The organism is Streptomyces sp. NPDC059092 (assembly GCF_042756365.1).
Lineage (GTDB): Bacteria > Actinomycetota > Actinomycetes > Streptomycetales > Streptomycetaceae > Streptomyces.
In genome coordinates this window covers 1-16,314 of the sequence record NZ_JBHZEJ010000005.1, presented here as the reverse complement: position 1 = coordinate 16,314, position 16,314 = coordinate 1, and the positions used below count along the sequence as shown (strand labels likewise).

The window sequence follows — 16,314 nt, the reverse complement described above, 5'->3', positions numbered from 1 at the left end:
CCGTCAGGCACTCGATCCGCCGGGAACGCCCCACTTCGCGGGACGTTCCCGAAAACCAGAGCAAACCCCTACGAACAACACCCGCCGGGGTTGACGAAACAGATAGGGGCACCCCCCTGTACGCCACCCTCCTCGGGGCGGGCCCGGCCCTGGGGTCTGCCGCACGATCGGGTGTCATCTGAACTGGCTCGCCCTGCAGGGCGGGTGGGAAGGATGTCGTTGTGCCGAAGCCTTATCCGGAGGAGTTCCGGGACGATGTGGTGCGGGTCGCAAGGAACCGCGGTCCGGGTGTGACGCTGGAGCAGGTGGCCACCGATTTCGGTGTCCACGTGATGACGCTGTCGAAGTGGATGCGCCGGGCGGACATCGACGACGGAGTGAAACCCGGAACGACATCCAGGACAATGCGGAACTGCGGGAAGCACGGCGGCGGATCAAGCTCTTGGAGAGGAGAACGAGGTCCTGCGCCGGGCGGCGGCCTATCTGCCGCAGGCGAACCTGCCGGGAAAGGATCTGCCCGCTCGTGAAGGTGCTGGCCGAGGAAGGATGCCCCGTCACGGTCGCGTGCCGGGTACTCAAGCTCGCCGGACAGCCCTACTACCGCTGGCTGGAACGGCCGCTGGCCGATGCCGAGTTCGAGAAGGCCGCTTGTGCGAACGCGTTGTTCGACGCCCACCGCGAGGACACGGAGCTCGGCTACCGCTTCCTCTCTGACGAAGCCCGCAGCACGGGGACGGCTATGGCGGAGCGGACCGCGTGGCGGATCTGCCGGGACATCAGGTGGTGCGTGTTCGGCAAGAAGCACGGCCGGGCCAAGAAGGCCAACCCTCCGGTGCACGACGACCTCGTCCGCCGCGTCTTCACCGCGGACGGCCCGAACCGGCCCTGGCTCACCGACATCACCGAACATCCCACGGGCGAAGAAAAGTTGTACCTCTGCGCGGTCAAGGACGTCTTCAGCAAGCGGATCGTCGGCTACTCCATCGAATCACCCCGCCTGGCGGTTGCGGCCCTGGACCATGCCGTGGCCCGGCGCGGAATGTGTACTGCACAGCGACCGTGGATCGCAATTTCGGTCCCGCGAATTCGTCCACACGCTCAGCAGACACCGGCCGGCCGGATCGATATGGCGGGTCGGGGCGGCAAGAGACAACGCGGCCATGGAGTCGTTCTTTAGCCTGCTGCAGAAGAACGTCCTCGACCGCCGGACCTGGGCCACCCGCCAGGACCTGCGGATCGCGATCGTGACCTGGATCGAGCGGACCTACCACCGACGCCGCAGACAGGCCTCCCTCGGTCGGCTGACCCCCGTCGAATTCGAAACCCGTCATGACCTCACCGGCCCTCCGGGCCGCGTGACCCGACCTGTCACCTAAACCTGCAGCAGACCCCTTCCCCCTGAAGCACTTGGCCCAGCCCACAAACGGTCGCCGCACTCCCCACACACAGTGAGGAAGATGACGGCCGCCGACGACCAGCAGGCTGGAGGAACAGCGACAGGCAGCTGATACTCATAGGCCTCTTCCCTATGCAGGAACAGCACAGGAAGCCTTCCGGCCGACCGCCCCTCCGCAGGCACCTGAAGCCTTCCCCTTCCCTCGTAAGACGCAGGTCTCCCTGACACAGCGTCACGCGCGCTTGTCCACCGGCTGTCCACCGGAGCAAGTGTCCACGGGGTCACCGAAGAGCTCAACTGCACCAGAACAGCAGGTCAGAGCCTTGCCAGAGCTCACAGGCGACAGCGAAACGAACCTGCGACCTACGCATTGGGGCGAACAGACCATAAGTGACCGATCTGCCGTGATATCGCGGTCACCAAAAGAGAAAACCCCAGGTCACGGGCTATGTGACCTGGGGTTCTTCTGAGCCGCCTTCGGGATTCGAACCCGAGACCTACGCATTACGAGTTGTCCGATCTTCTTCCACAGCCGTCCGGCACCGTCCGCCCACCCGAAAGAGAGTGAGGCCAAGGCGTTCTGCGTACCTCGCCGGACGGCACTGGACGGCACCGGACGGAGGGTCAACTGAGACCCTAAGTGAGACCCCGCCCCGCAGCTCTTCAGATCGAAGGCTCTAACCCTGCGCCGAAGAGCGTGCGTCAGTCGCTGGGAGACTCCGTCGGGAGGCCGGCACGATCGCGACCGGCCCGACCGTCGCGCTCACATCATCTGGCAGTAGAACGGTCGGCGTCGCATCTGCATGCTTGCGGGCGAGATACTCCAGCGCATGTTCGTCCGTGGATTGATATTCGAGCCTATCCCGGTAGAAGTGCAGTCGCTGCTTACACTCCTGAATGACCTCACTCCATTCACGAACCCACAACCTTGCGTGGGAACCGGATGTGCCAGCCTGGCCAGGAGGAAGGTTGGGCTGCCGAGTAAGGCTCCGCAAGGTGTCATCCATCGAGTTTCCAATAAGCCAGAAATCCCAGTTCGCCTCATTCGCCCTAAAGCGCTCGTCGGCCATAACGGTAGACGCATACTTTACGAGCTGGCCAAACTCGTTCATCCCAAGCTTGACATTAGGGCGCTTTAGCTCCACAACCAAGTGGTGGGGTTTCTGCGCCCACACCGTCGTCTTGGAAAGCATGAGATCGATCCTGCCTGATTCTCCACCCAGAAGCCGCACGGTAGTATCTTCGGGTTCAGGCGCCCTCAAGATGGCCAGATGCTTCCGAAGAACCTCCGAGAACCCGCGCTCACTGACCATGAGCGAGTATTCTTCACCGAATACCCAGGCTTCGTTCTCCAGAATCGTATGCAACTGGTCTCGTTCCCTTGTCACCTTTCTTGACTCGGAGTCAAAGAGAAGGATTTCCAGGGCCCGAAGAAAATCAAGACGATCAGTCACCTCTGTGGAGGTGCGAATCAGAGACGTCAGGCTTGTGCGTTGCAAGAGGAACCCCAACTCCTCCTTCTCCTGACGCGACAAGGAAAAGAACTTGTCAAGAATTTCCGGCGTGTGATCCGGTTTGGCAGCTAGCGTCTCCTTGAGTAGACCCAGCGTCGCCCTTTTAGCCTTGTGCGATTTTGGAATATGTTTGGCAATAGTCGTAGCGACCGTGTCGAACGCTTCCCTCTCGGTAATGTCCGCAGGCTCCGCAGGCTCCCCCTTGTAGGGATACACCTCCTGACGCTGCCACTCCAAAATTTGCTCACGACGACGAGCATCGACCCTGCTCCGAAAGTGCTCACGCAAGCGCTCCCGAGCTTGCTCCACCACTGCCGAGGCTGGCGAATCCTCGTCCCAATCCACCAAGGCAAGGTCCAGGGGGCGATCTTCAAATCCCTGCCAAGACAGGTACGCCGTAAAATTAAAGCCCGGCGCCTGAATTTCCGGTCGGAGCTTCACCAGCGGCATCCGCATGGAATCACACAACGCAAGTTCGCGTGTGACTACTTTCCGCCACTCAATGACTCTCAGCTCAGGAGCAACGAAGTCACCAACTTGACTGAGTTGGTACACAGCGGAGTGCACCTGCACCTCGCCAGGATCCACCCGAGTACCGATATACGTGATCGAAGAGTCCGGGTACGTTTCGAGGTACAGGGCAAACTCAGTCGTGAGCGCCGCAACCACCTTCGAAGAATTCAGCAATCGGTCCAGGTGAGGGACGGCCCCCCAGGCCTCAACCGTTGTCCCACACTTCTCAGAAGTAAGCCCTACCGTATCAATTCGATAGTCACGCATCGCTGAACGGCCAGCCTGGACGACAGTCTTGACCCTTCCATCGATCCCCTCACCAACGGTGACCCAACGAACATTCTGACCAAGAGCAAAAGCCCGAACGCGCCCCTGTCCATTCCTGCCGTGCATAGCTCGATGCTTACCCATGGATACGAGCGACGTCTTCTTCCACGAGCCACCTAGCTTGTCAAAGTAAGACGGGCAGGCCTCCGACACCATTCCATGGCCGTCATCTGAGACAAGCACCTTGCTTATGCCATCGAGTTCGTTTCGCTCGATTTCTACCGTGACATTAGTTGCGTCCGCGTCCAGTGCGTTCCAGATAAGTTCGACTACCGCACCTACCGGATCGTTCAGTTTGGCTACGCCTTCGACATGGTCCTGCTCGACCCGCAGCGTGATGCTCCCCATGGACCCCTCCCCCTGACGCGCCATCGAACGGCGTGCTCGCCGCGTCGACTACCGTCAGTATCGGTGCGATGACGGCGGTTGGGAACACCGTCACCGCGTTAGCCACCCGGGGTCGGAACATTGGCCCTGAAGACCAGCGCCGCCTAGCGGGCCGAGTCGTCAAAAACCATGGTCGGCCGGCGCTGCTAGACGTTGGGCAAGCCACCCTGAAACGCGTGGACCTCCGTTCACGGCGCCGCCGTCTCGCACAGTCCGGACGTGCTCGAATCCGTGCTGGAGGTAGTAGCGCTGGAGTGCCTCATTCGTCGTCCACGCGTCCAGGCGAAGCCACTTCGCGCCCTCGCGGTACGCCTTGTCGCCCGCCCAGTCGAGAAGCCGACCACCGAGGTTCTGCCCGGCATGCGTGCGCGCGACGGTCAGCTTGGTGACGAACCTGGATGGCTCGGTCAACTCCTGCTCTGTCCACAGGCCCTCTTCCACGTCCGGCGTGAGCGTGATGGTGGCAGCTGTCACGTCGCCGTCCATGAGCATCGAGACGGAACCCGCCTCGATCGTGGCGAGCAACCGATCAGCCGGATAGGGGCGCTGCCACTGATCGCTACCGAGGCGCGTGAGCCAAGCCGCTGCCTCCTCGCGGAAGGCCAACAGCTTGGTCACGTCGTCCGGGCATGCGGTGGTGATCTTCACTGGGGTTCGTTCTCGCTTCGCGCGGCCTGGTCGCCGATCTCGTAGTTCATCCGGTTCAGGTCGCCCCGGAACGTCGTGATGGTGCAGCGAACGGGCCGCTCTGCCGAGTACCCAGTACGCATCCAGAGCAGCACCGGCACCCCCGCACCAATCTCCAGCAACCGAGCCTCGTCCGGGGTCGGCATGCGGGTCGAGATCTCGTCGAAGTACCCGATCTGTTCGGTCCCATGAGCGGCCAGGTATCGAGTAGTGCCCTCTTCGATGTCGCCCGGCTCCGCAAGTCTGGGGGCCTCATCGGCCAGCCAAGCCGGGTAGTACGTGGCCTGGGTCGACCACGGCACATCATCGACATACCGATGACAGAACCGCAGGACGGTGCGTGACTGAAGGTCGACCTTGAGCCGCTCCGCCACTTCCGCCGGCGCAGGAAGAATCTCGACCCTGAACGTCTGGTGCGGCCGGCGGCCCGCAGCCGTGACGTCCGTGCTGTATGCGTCGCCGTTCTGCGGAAAGCTCAGGTTCTCGAACCGAGAGGCGTTCAGCTCGAACACCTCATGCTTGGCCACCTCGTACCCGAGGCCCTGGCTGGACGTGACAAGCCCCTGCGTGACGAGCAGGCCAAGCCCGGACCGCACCGTGTTCCGTGACGCGTCGAAGCGCGCCGACAGCTCGCTCTCCGAGGGGAGACGCGCCCCGGGCGGATACGTCCCGTTGTCGATTTCGCGGCGCAGAGCATCCGCGACTTGCCGGTACTTCGGCTGCTTGCTCATGACTCCATCATGACGCACTCGCTCAACTTGTTGGTACATGTGGGCCCCGATCGCTTGACGCTTCACAGTCTGTTGGTGCACCATCACTGCATCAGCTTGTACCAACAAGTTGAGCAAGCGGTGCAGCTCCTTCAAGTGTGCTTGCTTGCGGCTTATTCCCTCTGCCTATGGCGGTGGGCTGCACGGCACAGGAGCCCCGCATCGGTCGGGGGGAGGGCACCGGATCCCTTGTCAACCGGATGGCACGAGACCGAAAGGTCATGTCTCTGCCTACAACGGGCTAGCGGCTCTTCCGTGAAACGGGAGTCGCCCCCGAAGGAGACACGCACGTCAACCACACCGCACACGCTTCGGCTGCTGCGGCCGGTTGCCTCCTCCGCCCGTCTCGTACGGGCGGGGCCGAGGGGAGCCGGAACACCTCTTCCTGCTTCACCCGCAGACGGCGCGCGGCCCCGGTGGTGACACACCGGGGCCGCTGTTGTTGGGCCGTCCCACGACTAGGAGAAAACGACCCATGCAGAACATCGCTGCACTTCAGAACCTTGTTACGGCCGCGTCGCTCGACTTCGAGCCGACGGGGCCTGAGCTGGACGCGATCGAGGCGGAGATGCCGCTCATCCGGGCGGAAGTCGAGTTGCTGGACGCGGAGATCATGACCATTGACCGGCCGGCGAACGAGCTGGACGTACGGCGCGTGCGCCGGGCCCGTAACCGGGTCCTGGCGGCGCGGCGGGACCTCACCAACCGCGCCACGTCGACCCTGACGGGCGGTGCGGCATGAGCGTGAACCTCACCTCCGATCGGGGCGCTCTGGTCGTCGTGTTCGCCGGCATCGCACTGGCTGTGGCCGGTGCGGGTCTGGCGTCCCTGCTGGATGAGTCGTCGTGGCGGTGGCTGGCCACGGGCGGCGTGCTGATCCAGGTCCATGGTTGGGTGCGCTACAGCCGTGCACGGCGGGGCGGTGAGCGGTCGTGATGACGCTTCCCGCGCAGATGTCGAACAGTGGCGGCACGTGGCACCTGTACGTCCCGCTGCTGAACACCCCTACCGCGTGGCCCGAGCACATCTGGAACCGCACGGCCGCGGTTCCGACCGTCGCGGAGCGCGAGCGCGCGCTGAACGGGCTCGGCTACGAGAGCGCGCCGGGTGACGAGTGGTCCTGGATCGAGGACAGCGACACCCCCGGCGAACCCACGTCGCCGGTCCGGCTGATCGCCTCGGTGCGGGTCCGGCCCACGCTGTGGGGCGGTGCGGCGTGAGGGCCAAGACCGTTCTGCCGGCCGTTGCGATGACGGCGGTGTCCATGGTCCTCACGCTGGCCGTGGTGATGATGTGGCTCGGCACGGCGATGCCGTGGCCCGTCGCTCTGGTCGTCGGTCTCGGGATCGACGGAGGCTGGCTGGCCACCCTCGCCTACGAACGCCGCCTCGCCGCGCAGGGCGACCACAGCCGCGTGGTCACCGGGGTCGGCTGGGCCTTCGGCCTGATCGCGACCGGCGTCCTCGTCGCCCACGCACTGCTGGCCGAGGAGTCCGCCGGCGCGTGGCTGGCCGTGGCCTGGCTCCCGATCGCGGCCAAGGCCTTGTGGCTGGTCCACGGGCTGTGGGAACAGACCGCGCTCACCCCGACCGCGCTGGGCTCGATCCGGGGGATCCAGCAGGAGGCCCGCGACGAAGCGGCCGTGGCCCGGGCCCGGCTGCGGGCCGAGGCCGCGACCGAGGAGACCCGGCTGACAGCCGTGACGGAAGCCGGGTCACGCGTCGCACGCGTCCAGGCCAAGACCGCCCAGACCCTCTCACAGGCATGGTCGACGCTGGAGACAGCCCGCAACGGCGAGGACACCAGCAGGGCCCTGACCAGCGTGACGACCCCCGTCACACCCGGCGTCACACCCCGATGGGAACTCCCCGTATGGGGACCCACCGAGCCCGTCCCCGCCCTCGCCCTGGAAGCTGCACCCGCCCTCACCGATGACGCGCTGGACGCGCTGGTCGACGAGATCCGTCACAGCGAAACGCCCGCCCTGTCCTACCGCGAGATGGCCACCCGCTTCCGGGCCGCCGGCCACTCCGCCTCCGAAGTCCGCCTGCGGAGCGCGTGGAAACGCATGGTCGCGTAATGGCGACGCTGCCCGAGTTCCGGTGGCGCCTGGCCCCGGACGGATACGCGACCCGCAGGCAGCTCAGGGCGTTGGGGCTGCGGCCCGGCGGACAGGACGTCGCCGCCGTACTCCACCGCCCGCGCCGCCGCCGGGAACCACTGGTCGCCTACCTCTACCGCATCGACCACGCCAAGCCCGTACGCCCCATGACCCCGGGCCGTACCGAAGCGCTGGCCAAGGCCATGCGGGCCCGCCGCACCTGCCCGAACTGCCGCCGCGATGCCGGTTACTGCATCCCGCGCTCGCTCGGCATGTGCGTGCCCTGCCACGACTCCCACAGCATCTGACCTGGAAGGACTCACCGCCGTGTTCGCTTCCCTGTTCGTTCTGCTCTACCTCGGTCACCTCCTCGCGGACTACCCGTTCCAGACCGACCACCAGGCCGCCCACAAGGCCGACCAGTGCCCCGCCGGGTGGGCCGCGAACCTCCGGCACGCCGGCACGCACGTCATCACCTGCGGCACGGCCCTGGTCATCGGCGCGGCTGTCCTGGACGGCGTCACGCTGTCCGCCCCGGTCGCGGTCGCCGCGCTGCTGTGGATCGGCTCCACCCACGCGTTCATCGACCGTCGGTGGCCGGTCCAGTGGTGGATGAACCGCACCGGTCAGGCCCAGTGGGCCCAGCACGGCGGCGCCGCCCACGTCGACCAGACCGCCCACATCCTCGCCCTCGTGCTCGCCGCTCTCGCCCTCGCGGCCTGACCCCGGAAGGAACCGGCATGAACCCGAACCTGCCCGCCCACCGGGCGCTCACCGTGATCCAGCTCCCGGACGGCACCTACACCTACGCCGACCCCCAGTCGCTGCCCGTCCAGCAGGGCCCGCAGCAGATCGTCCAGCACATCCACCACGCCCCGCCCGACCGCACCGTCCAGCGCATCGCGCTCGGTTCCGGCGTCGGCGCCGGGGCCGTTGCGGCCGGCGTCTACTTCGGCCCGCTTCTGGTCGGTGTCCTCACCGCCATCGCCGCCAATCTCGCCATGCTCGCGTTCCTCGCCGCCGTCTCCGCGTGGGGCGTCGTCACCGTCGTGAAGTCGATCGGGGGCAGTGAGGGCAAGGCGGCCTCCAAGTCGGTGTCCCGGGCGCGGCGTCGCCGTGGCTGACGTGCCTGTGTCCGTCCGGTCTCGTACCGGGCGGGTGCAGGACCGGACAGCCCGGCCCGTCGCTTGGGAGGACACACCTGATGGAGAGCTACACCCCCGCCGAGAAGCGTGAGCGTGCCCGGCTGTTCCGCAAGGGATTCCGCCAGGCCATGGCCGACTGCGTCGACCCCCGCCTTGAGGCCCGGATCGAGAAGATCGACCAGCGGGCCGCCGAGCGCGGCGCGCAGGAACTGCGGGCCCTGCACCAGGTGCAGGCCGACGCCCGCCAGACCCTGGCCAACGCCAAGGCCGCCGAGCGCACCGCGCCCCGCACCGACCGCCCCGCCGCCCGGCAGGCCCGCAAGGCCGCCGAGGACGCCGTACGCCGCGCCGAACGCGCCGTACTGCGGGCCGAGCGCTGACCACCCTGCACGTCCCCGCGCGCATCCGATGTGAGACAGGAGCACACCCCGTCATGACCGAACTCGCCACCGAGGGCGCCGACATGGGAACCCTCCACCACCTGGACGACCACCGCCCCACCTCCGACCCGCTGACCAAGACCGCCTCGACGCCCGACACCGCCACGGTGGTCCCGGGCATCGAGGCGGTCGACCGGGCCGACAACCCGCTGTCGGACTGGCTGACCGTCCCGGACGCGCCGGTGTTGCCGGCGTGGGCCCGGTCGGCCGCGTCCATCAAGGCCAACGCCGCCGCCCTGGTGCGGCTCACGTGGTGGCACTCGCGCTATCACGCGGTCCGCACCCCGAAGTACCTGGTCAAAACCGTGCTACTGGCCGCCCGCGGCTTCTTCCGCGCCACGGTCGGGATGTGGCCGACACTGTCCGCGCAGGACCACACCGCCGCGGTGAAGGCGCTGCGGGCGCAGAGCAAGGCCCGGCCCGAGGACGTGGAGCTCGCGGTGCGGTTGCAGATCGCGCATGCGGAGCGGACCCGGTCCCGTCGGTGGCGGTTCGGTGCCGCCGCCGTGGGTGTGGCCGCAGCAGCGATCGGCATCATCCTGGCCGACCCCATCCTTCAGACCGGTATCGCCGGGGCCGTCATCACGCCGCTCGCCTACCTGGGCAGGGGCAAGGACACGCAGTTCCTGGACCAGGGTGCGCCGCCGCTGCGGGTGGACATGTCCGCGCAGCAGCTCAACGACGCGTTGCGTGCCGCCGGCCTCCTGAAAAGCGGCCGTGCGGGGGACGACGAGAAGGACGCCCCGCGGGTTTCTTGCTCGATGGGCCCGGTCCGTGACGGCCGTGGCTGGGCCGTGATCTTCGACCTTCCCCGGGGTGGCGGTAAGACCGCCTCGGACGTGCTGGCCAAGCGTGAGGTCATCGCGCAGGAACTCGGGGTCGATGAGATCCAGGTCATCATGTCCCGCGTCCGTGCGGCCAAGGGCGGCAACGCCGGCCGCGTGTCGATGTGGGTCGCCGATGATGACCCCTACCTCGGACCGCTGAACCCCTCCCCGTTCGAGACGGCCGAGCGTTTCTCGATCTGGGACCCGGTCCCCTTCGGTCAGGACGCCCGCGGGGTGCGGGTGAACATCCCGGTCATGTGGCAGTCGATGTTCTTCGGCGGTCTGCCCCGCCGGGGCAAGACGTTCTCGCAGCGTCTGCTGACCTCTGCCGGGCTGCTGGACCCGTTCGTGCGGCACTACGTCGCCGACGGGAAGGGCGGCGCGGACTGGATGCCCATGAAGGCCGTCGCGCACTGCCTGGTCATGGGCGCTGAGGACGACGCGATCGAAGCCTTGAAGGCGATGCTCGCCGAACTCCTGGTGGAGATGGAACGCCGGTTCGCGCTGCTGCGGGACCTGCCGACGTCCGTGTGCCCGGAGGGCAAGCTGACGCCGGAGATCGTCGCCAAGTACAACGTGCCGGTCATCTTCGTGACCATCGACGAACTGCAGGAGTACTTCACCGCGATGGAGCGGGAGGACCGGGAGCAGGTCATCAACGACCTGTGCCGCATCGCCCGACGCGGCCCGGCCGCAGGGTTCGTGTCCAACTTCGCCTCCCAGCGCCCCGACGCCGACAGCGTCCCGACCAAGCTGCGCGAGATCATCACCATCCGCTACTCGACACAGGTCGTCGACCGGGCCAGCAGCGACATGGTCCTCGGCAAGGGCAAGGCCGCCCAAGGGGCCGACGCCTCCGTCCTCTCGGAAGAACACAAGGGTGTCGGTGTCCTGGTCACCGGACCCGCGTCCTACGTCACCGTGCGGGCCGACTACCTGGACGGGCCATCGTTCGCCGGTCTGTGCCGCAAGGGGCGGATCCTGCGCGAGCAGGCCGGACAGCTCACCGGACAGGCCGCGGGCGACGTGACCGCCGCCGCCGACGCGGCCGGCGTCACCGTCCCGCCGATCGTCTCGGACGCGCTCGAAGTCATGCGCCACAGCCCGCGCATGTTCACCACCGACCTGCTGAACGGTCTCGTGAATCTCGACGAGGACGTCTACGGCGACTTCAACGCCGAACAGCTCGCCGCCGCACTCGAAGCCGCCGGGGTCAAGCGGACCAGCAAGCAGGTCAAGATCAGCGGCTCCAACGGCGCCGGATACCAGCGCCGTGACATCGAGGCCGCCGTACCCGCCGAGATCCTGCTCAGCACCGGCAGGTAGAGGGGTCCCCCACTACCCCACCCCCACCGGACACCCTCACCGCGGCCCGTCCCGGGCCGTTCGGCAGGGGCCCCGGAGTAGAGGGGGCCCTTTACCCCGGTAGAGGGGGAGGTAATGGGCCCTGACCTGCAAGGTAAGGCCGGTAAAGGGGGGTGCCCGCCGCCTTCCCGCACCCCTCCACAGCCCCGATTTCCCACCCGAGAGGCACCGCGTGACCAACACCCAGACCGACCACGACGACTACGACGCGGACGAGGAACCCGAGTACCTCGACTGCGAACGGTGCGACCCCACCGACGGCACCGAGCCCTACTTCTACCCGCACTGCTGCGGATGCGGCGCCGACGGCAGCAGCGAGCACCCCGACTGCACCTGCGACTAGCTACGCCGACGGCGGCCCCCACTCACGCCAATGACCGGGGCCGCCGTCGTCCAGCAGCTCACACAAGAGAACTGGAGACACCCAGCATGATGCAACGCACTGACATCCGGCGAGTGCCGGAACACCGGCCACGCGTCTTAGGTCTCTGTGCCGGCTACGGCGGTCTGGAAGCGGCCATCGGTGCGGGGACCGGCGGTGTGCCGGTCGCCTACGCCGAGAACGACTTCTACGCGGCGAAGGTGTTCGCCGCCCACCACCCCGGGGTGCCGAACCTCGGGGACATCACCCGCATCGACTGGGAGCGGGTCCGTGACCTGTACCGGCCCGACATCGTCGGCGCCGGGTTCCCGTGCCGCAACATCAGCAACGCCGGACGAAGGGATGGGATCAATGGCCAGTGGTCGAAGGTCTGGAAGAACGTCGCTGAGGCTGTGGGCGTCATTCGACCGCGCTACGTCTTCCTGGAAAACGTGGCGGCGCTCCGCTCGAGGGGGCTGGACGTCGTCGCCGCGGACCTGGCCGCGCACGGGTATGACGTCCGGTGGACATGTCTACGAGCTGGTGACCCCGAAATCGGCGCCCCGCACCCGCGGGACCGTTGGTTCGCAGTTGCCCATCCCGCTGATGCCGACCCCCACCACCTCGGACGGCACTGGCGGACCCGGCACCTCTCCCAAGCGCAAGGGCGGGTTGAACCTGCGGACCGCGGTGACCAGGCTCCCGGCACCGCCCCTGGAGGGGTGAGGCTGTTTCCCACGCCCACAGCGGCCGACTCGAGGGGGACCGCGAATTTCAGGGCCGATGGGACGCCGTATGGAAACGGGTACGGGAGCACCCTGACGGACGCCGTGCGCAGCCTGTTTCCGACCCCTGCCGCGTGGGACTGGAAGTCCGGCGCGTCCAACCTCCTCGGCCGTAACTCCCGGCCTCTGGACGAGGTGGTCGTAAATCTGCTGCCGACCCCGAAGGCGTCGGACGGGCCGCACGGCGGACCGAACCAGCGCGACACGGCCGGCCGCTACTACCTCCCCGGCCAGGCCGTCCGCCTCGACCCCATGTGGGTCGCATCCGACGGCACCGACTACGGGCCCGCCATCCGCCGCTGGGAACACATCACCGGACGGCCGGCACCCTGCCCGACCGAGCCCGGCACCCGCGGCAACCGCCGCCTCTCACCCGCCTTCGCCGAATGGCTCATGGGACTGCCCGCCGGCTGGGTCACCAACGTCCCCGACATCCCGCGCAAGGAACAGCTCCGCATCATCGGCAACGGAGTCGTACCCCAACAAGCCACCTACGCCTACGCCTGGCTCCTCGGAGTCGTGCCCACAGCGTGGAACACCACCGCCCCGCTGGGGGTGGCCGCATGAACGCCCACATGCGGAATGCCCTGGAGCTGGCCGCACGGCGTGTACCGGTGCTGCCGTTGCGGGCGGGGAAGGTGCCGTTCGGAAACTGCCGGTCCTGCCGCGGCAACGCGTGCGGCGGCCGGCCGAACATGAAGGTGCCCGGGCCCTGCGACTGCCCGCGTCCCTGCCACGCATGGGCCGCCGCGACCACCGACCCCGCCGTTCTCACCGGACGCCCGTGGGCGCCCGTGTGGGAACAGACGCAGGCGGTGGCCTACCACCCCGGCGGGGCCGGCCTGACCGTCGTCGACCTCGACAACGACCAGGCCGTCACCTGGGCCCGCCAGACACTCCCCACCACGCGGACCGTACCCACGACCCGGGGCGAACACTGGATCTACCTAGGCACCAGCCGCTCCGTGAACGGCGTCCGAGACGGCGTGGACATCAAGTCGTCCATGTCCTACGCCCGGTGGCTCGGCCCCGGCACCGGCACCATGACCGAACTCCCGGACATCGTGCGCGCGCTGGTAGTCAACGAAACCTCCGCTGCCCAGCTGGCGCCCCGCGCCATCACCGTGCCCGCACGGGCCGGGGTCGGGCAGTGCCCCCACCGCATGCCCGCCTATTTGGACCGGGGCATCACCTTGGCCGAGCAGCGCATCACCGAGGCCCGCAGCACGGTCCACACAACCGTCTACCGCACCTTCCTCGCGGTGCTGTCCGCCCACGGCCGGTGCGGCTGCCTCACCGACACCCACATCAAGCGGCTGTTCACCGCCGCGCAGGCCAAGGGCGAGACCGCCCGGCACTGCACCGACGCATGGACCAATGCCCTCACCCGGTTGGGACTTTGACATGTCCGAGGACGAGAAGAACCCCGCCCGCGAGATCATCACCGACTACGCGCAGGAGCACTTCCGGTACTTCCGCACCGCTGACGGCACCGTCTACGCGCAGAAGAACGGCCACCCCGTCGCCCGCCCGATCCGCTCACAAGGCACCACAGGTAGCCACCGCCAGGAACTCATGGTCGGACTGTTCAAGGACGGCTACGGCGTGTTCAACGGGACCGCGCTCAAAGAAGCGCTCGACCTGATCGAAGCCCTGGCACTCACCGAGGGCGTGCAGCCCGTCCACATCCGCGTCGCCCCCGGATACGACGGGGCCACGTGGCTGGACCTGGGCCGTGATGACGGGCAGTCCGTACGCATCCACCCCACCGGCTGGGACATCCTCACCCCCGACCCCCGCGAGGTCTGCTGGCGGCGCACCCAGCTCACTGGGGAACTCCCGCTGCCGGCCAAGGACACCGACGGCAAGGGCATCGACCTGCTGCTCAGGTTGTGCAACTTCGCGGGGGCTGAGACTGAATGCCTGGCCATCGCTTGGCTCATCGGCTGCCTGGGGCCGTCTGTGCCTGTACCGGCCCCGTTCCTTACCGGGCCTCAGGGCGCGGGCAAGTCCACGGGCGGGCGGATGCTCGTGCGGATCATCGAGGGTATGAGCGGCGATCTGCGCCGGGCGCCGAAGGATGAGGAGAACCTGATCGCGGCGGTGGCGGCCGGATGGGTCACCGCCCTGGACAACTTGTCCCACATGACGCCGGACCTGTCCGACGCCATGTGCTGCATCGTCACCGGAGCCGAGAGCGTCAAACGCGCCCTGTTCACCGACGGGGACGTTCACCGCGTCGGCTACCGCCGCCCCTTGCTCCTGACCGGCATCGACGTGGGAGTCATCCGGCCCGACCTCGCCGAACGACTCCTGCCCCTGCGGCTGGAGCGGCCCAGCATCCGGCGGACCGAGGCGGAACTCTGGCTGGACTATGCGGAGGTGCTGCCGGTCGTTCTCGGCTCCCTGCTAGACCTCACGGTGAAGGTCCGCGCAGTTGAAGTGGAGACTCCCACCGATCTGCGGATGGCCGACTTCGCGCACCTGTGCGCCCAGCTCGATGCTGCCACCGGCCTCGGGGCGCTCACCGCGTACCGGGCCAGTCTGGACGACCTGAATGACGACGTGATCGAGGGTGACCTCCTCGCGCAAACCGTCCTCAAGCACGCCGACACCATCGAGCCGGGCGGGGCGCAGCGGATGACATCCACGGAGTGGCTGCACCTGCTCAGCGGCGTCTACAGCGGCGATGACTTCCGTCCCCTCCCCAAGGGCTGGGCGACCACCGGCAAAGTCCTCTCCGACCGGCTCAAGCGCCTCCAACCGACGCTGGCTGCCCGGGGCCTCCTCGTCGACACCGGTCGTACCAGCGAGGGCCGCTACCTCGAAATGACCCGCATGGCCGCCCGGGCCCAGCACGAGCAGAAGCGGGCGTTCTGACCGCATGCAGTCACCGACCGAACAGCAAGAAGAGCACCAGCTCGGTGACGTGCTCCTCTTGCTGTTCGGCGGAACGCCGCCCCAAGGTCGTGCCGCGCAGCGGCTCCTTCTTCACGCTGAAAGGCGCACCGCACCACAACAGACGCCCCTCTCTTTTTCCTAGGAGGGAAGATCCTGCGTCATGTTCGTCATGCGGGCCGATAAGTGGCACCTGACCTGCGGATACGACCATGACGCAGACGACGGCCTCTGCGTCATCCTGCGTCATCTGCGTCATGGGCTGCGTCACGGATGACGCAGCCCATGACGCACCGATGACGCAGCCGAACTCAGTGCGTCACACAAAACGCCAGGTCAGAAGCCCGAATGACGCTGATGACGCAATGACGCAGAAATCCGGACCTCGGACACGCGCGGCCGAGGTCTTGAGCTCAACCCCCGAAGGCAAAGACAACTGCCCAGGAGGCACCCCGGATGAGCACCGCGATCGCCGCCCCCGTCGACCGACTCCTGTACAAGCCGGAGGAAGCTGCCGAAGCTCTCGCAGTCGGCCGGTCGACTGTCTACGAGCTGATGGCCGAAGGAGCGCTCAAGTACATCAAGTTGGGCAGCATCCGCCGCATCCGGCGTGCGGATCTCGAAACGTACGTGGAGAACCTCGCCCCTCTCCCCAACTGACCTGAGCACCCCTGAGGCGGCCCCCGCAACCCGCCCCCGGGGGCGCCCGCCAGGGTGCGAAACAAGGCTTGGTGTTGTAGAAAAAGACCTACCCCACCAACCCCCGCGACAACGCGGGGGGGGGGTGGTGGGGGTTAA

The 16,314-nt window shown here is 67.3% G+C and carries 18 protein-coding genes and 1 pseudogene; 15 read left to right on the top strand and 4 right to left on the bottom strand.

The window, feature by feature from the left end; genetic code table 11:
- Window positions 1-221: 221 nt before the first annotated feature.
- Window positions 222-1,376: pseudogene (locus tag ACFXPL_RS04760) on the top strand (IS3 family transposase).
- A gap of 697 nt (window positions 1,377-2,073) precedes the next feature.
- Here ACFXPL_RS04760 and ACFXPL_RS04755 read toward each other — a convergent pair.
- From ACFXPL_RS04755 to ACFXPL_RS04745, 3 genes are all read right to left on the bottom strand, one after another.
- Complete coding sequence (locus tag ACFXPL_RS04755) at window positions 2,074-4,098, bottom strand: ATP-binding protein (RefSeq protein ID WP_384912487.1); 2,025 nt, start codon at window positions 4,096-4,098, stop codon at window positions 2,074-2,076.
- Window positions 4,099-4,257: 159 nt separating this feature from the next.
- Window positions 4,258-4,785 (bottom strand): GNAT family N-acetyltransferase, encoded by a 528-nt coding sequence (locus tag ACFXPL_RS04750; protein WP_384912484.1) that lies wholly within the window; start codon window positions 4,783-4,785, stop codon window positions 4,258-4,260.
- Complete coding sequence (locus ACFXPL_RS04745; RefSeq protein ID WP_384912482.1) at window positions 4,782-5,555, bottom strand: GntR family transcriptional regulator; 774 nt, start codon at window positions 5,553-5,555, stop codon at window positions 4,782-4,784. The genes ACFXPL_RS04750 and ACFXPL_RS04745 overlap by 4 nt, the downstream gene beginning before the upstream one ends.
- A gap of 514 nt (window positions 5,556-6,069) precedes the next feature.
- Between ACFXPL_RS04745 and ACFXPL_RS04740 the strand changes: the two genes are divergently transcribed.
- The 13 genes from ACFXPL_RS04740 to ACFXPL_RS04680 all read left to right on the top strand — a co-directional run bounded on the left by ACFXPL_RS04740 (window position 6,070) and on the right by ACFXPL_RS04680 (window position 15,498).
- Window positions 6,070-6,336, top strand: a complete 267-nt coding sequence (locus tag ACFXPL_RS04740) for a DUF6284 family protein (RefSeq protein WP_384912480.1) — start codon at window positions 6,070-6,072, stop codon at window positions 6,334-6,336.
- Window positions 6,333-6,530, top strand: coding sequence for a hypothetical protein (locus tag ACFXPL_RS04735; RefSeq protein ID WP_384912477.1), 198 nt, complete (start codon window positions 6,333-6,335; stop codon window positions 6,528-6,530). Before ACFXPL_RS04740 ends, ACFXPL_RS04735 begins: the two co-directional genes overlap by 4 nt.
- Window positions 6,530-6,814 (top strand): DUF6303 family protein, encoded by a 285-nt coding sequence (locus ACFXPL_RS04730; protein WP_384912474.1) that lies wholly within the window; start codon window positions 6,530-6,532, stop codon window positions 6,812-6,814. The genes ACFXPL_RS04735 and ACFXPL_RS04730 overlap by 1 nt, the downstream gene beginning before the upstream one ends.
- On the top strand, window positions 6,811-7,674 hold the full coding sequence (locus ACFXPL_RS04725) for a protein spdB (RefSeq protein ID WP_384912471.1): 864 nt from the start codon (window positions 6,811-6,813) through the stop codon (window positions 7,672-7,674). Before ACFXPL_RS04730 ends, ACFXPL_RS04725 begins: the two co-directional genes overlap by 4 nt.
- Window positions 7,674-8,003, top strand: coding sequence for an RRQRL motif-containing zinc-binding protein (locus ACFXPL_RS04720; RefSeq protein WP_384912469.1), 330 nt, complete (start codon window positions 7,674-7,676; stop codon window positions 8,001-8,003). The genes ACFXPL_RS04725 and ACFXPL_RS04720 overlap by 1 nt, the downstream gene beginning before the upstream one ends.
- 19 nt (window positions 8,004-8,022) lie before the next feature.
- On the top strand, window positions 8,023-8,418 hold the full coding sequence (locus tag ACFXPL_RS04715; protein WP_384912467.1) for a DUF3307 domain-containing protein: 396 nt from the start codon (window positions 8,023-8,025) through the stop codon (window positions 8,416-8,418).
- Window positions 8,419-8,435: 17 nt separating this feature from the next.
- Window positions 8,436-8,819 carry a DUF6251 family protein gene (locus tag ACFXPL_RS04710; RefSeq protein WP_384912464.1) on the top strand — a complete coding sequence of 128 codons (384 nt, stop codon included), beginning with the start codon at window positions 8,436-8,438 and terminating at the stop codon, window positions 8,817-8,819.
- An 80-nt stretch (window positions 8,820-8,899) separates the two neighbouring features.
- Window positions 8,900-9,220, top strand: a complete 321-nt coding sequence (locus ACFXPL_RS04705) for a hypothetical protein (RefSeq protein ID WP_328895247.1) — start codon at window positions 8,900-8,902, stop codon at window positions 9,218-9,220.
- Between the two features lie 53 nt (window positions 9,221-9,273).
- Window positions 9,274-11,433: a cell division protein FtsK gene (locus ACFXPL_RS04700; protein WP_384912461.1), complete on the top strand. Its 2,160-nt coding sequence runs from the start codon at window positions 9,274-9,276 to the stop codon at window positions 11,431-11,433.
- A 211-nt stretch (window positions 11,434-11,644) separates the two neighbouring features.
- Window positions 11,645-11,815, top strand: a complete 171-nt coding sequence (locus tag ACFXPL_RS04695) for a hypothetical protein (RefSeq protein ID WP_384912459.1) — start codon at window positions 11,645-11,647, stop codon at window positions 11,813-11,815.
- Between the two features lie 86 nt (window positions 11,816-11,901).
- Window positions 11,902-13,185 carry a DNA cytosine methyltransferase gene (locus ACFXPL_RS04690; RefSeq protein ID WP_384912457.1) on the top strand — a complete coding sequence of 428 codons (1,284 nt, stop codon included), beginning with the start codon at window positions 11,902-11,904 and terminating at the stop codon, window positions 13,183-13,185.
- The gene (locus ACFXPL_RS04685) at window positions 13,182-14,021 is read left to right on the top strand and encodes a DNA primase (RefSeq protein ID WP_384912456.1); all 840 of its coding nucleotides are present in this window, start codon (window positions 13,182-13,184) and stop codon (window positions 14,019-14,021) included. Before ACFXPL_RS04690 ends, ACFXPL_RS04685 begins: the two co-directional genes overlap by 4 nt.
- Before the next feature lies 1 nt (window position 14,022).
- On the top strand, window positions 14,023-15,498 hold the full coding sequence (locus ACFXPL_RS04680) for an ATP-binding protein (protein ID WP_384912453.1): 1,476 nt from the start codon (window positions 14,023-14,025) through the stop codon (window positions 15,496-15,498).
- Between the two features lie 10 nt (window positions 15,499-15,508).
- On the opposite strand, the gene ACFXPL_RS04675 is transcribed toward ACFXPL_RS04680, so the two are convergent.
- A complete protein-coding gene (locus ACFXPL_RS04675) occupies window positions 15,509-15,766 on the bottom strand; it encodes a hypothetical protein (protein WP_384912450.1) in 258 nt (85 codons plus the stop codon).
- Window positions 15,767-15,972: 206 nt separating this feature from the next.
- Here ACFXPL_RS04675 and ACFXPL_RS04670 point away from each other — a divergent pair, with 206 nt between their 5' ends.
- Window positions 15,973-16,176, top strand: coding sequence for a helix-turn-helix domain-containing protein (locus tag ACFXPL_RS04670; RefSeq protein WP_359461316.1), 204 nt, complete (start codon window positions 15,973-15,975; stop codon window positions 16,174-16,176).
- Window positions 16,177-16,314 lie beyond the last annotated feature (138 nt).

What these genes read in the sequence shown, in the direction of transcription:
- ACFXPL_RS04740 (WP_384912480.1), top strand. Translation starts at nt 6,070, where the DNA reads ATGCAGAACATCGCTGCACTTCAGAACCTTGTTACGGCCGCGTCGCTC.
- ACFXPL_RS04680 (WP_384912453.1), top strand. Translation starts at nt 14,023, where the DNA reads ATGTCCGAGGACGAGAAGAACCCCGCCCGCGAGATCATCACCGACTAC.
- ACFXPL_RS04735 (WP_384912477.1), top strand. Translation starts at nt 6,333, where the DNA reads ATGAGCGTGAACCTCACCTCCGATCGGGGCGCTCTGGTCGTCGTGTTC.
- ACFXPL_RS04700 (WP_384912461.1), top strand. Translation starts at nt 9,274, where the DNA reads ATGACCGAACTCGCCACCGAGGGCGCCGACATGGGAACCCTCCACCAC.
- ACFXPL_RS04745 (WP_384912482.1), bottom strand. Translation starts at nt 5,555, where the DNA reads ATGAGCAAGCAGCCGAAGTACCGGCAAGTCGCGGATGCTCTGCGCCGC.
- ACFXPL_RS04720 (WP_384912469.1), top strand. Translation starts at nt 7,674, where the DNA reads ATGGCGACGCTGCCCGAGTTCCGGTGGCGCCTGGCCCCGGACGGATAC.
- ACFXPL_RS04705 (WP_328895247.1), top strand. Translation starts at nt 8,900, where the DNA reads ATGGAGAGCTACACCCCCGCCGAGAAGCGTGAGCGTGCCCGGCTGTTC.
- ACFXPL_RS04755 (WP_384912487.1), bottom strand. Translation starts at nt 4,098, where the DNA reads ATGGGGAGCATCACGCTGCGGGTCGAGCAGGACCATGTCGAAGGCGTA.
- ACFXPL_RS04670 (WP_359461316.1), top strand. Translation starts at nt 15,973, where the DNA reads ATGAGCACCGCGATCGCCGCCCCCGTCGACCGACTCCTGTACAAGCCG.
- ACFXPL_RS04730 (WP_384912474.1), top strand. Translation starts at nt 6,530, where the DNA reads ATGACGCTTCCCGCGCAGATGTCGAACAGTGGCGGCACGTGGCACCTG.
- ACFXPL_RS04710 (WP_384912464.1), top strand. Translation starts at nt 8,436, where the DNA reads ATGAACCCGAACCTGCCCGCCCACCGGGCGCTCACCGTGATCCAGCTC.
- ACFXPL_RS04685 (WP_384912456.1), top strand. Translation starts at nt 13,182, where the DNA reads ATGAACGCCCACATGCGGAATGCCCTGGAGCTGGCCGCACGGCGTGTA.
- ACFXPL_RS04690 (WP_384912457.1), top strand. Translation starts at nt 11,902, where the DNA reads ATGATGCAACGCACTGACATCCGGCGAGTGCCGGAACACCGGCCACGC.
- ACFXPL_RS04675 (WP_384912450.1), bottom strand. Translation starts at nt 15,766, where the DNA reads ATGACGCAGGATGACGCAGAGGCCGTCGTCTGCGTCATGGTCGTATCC.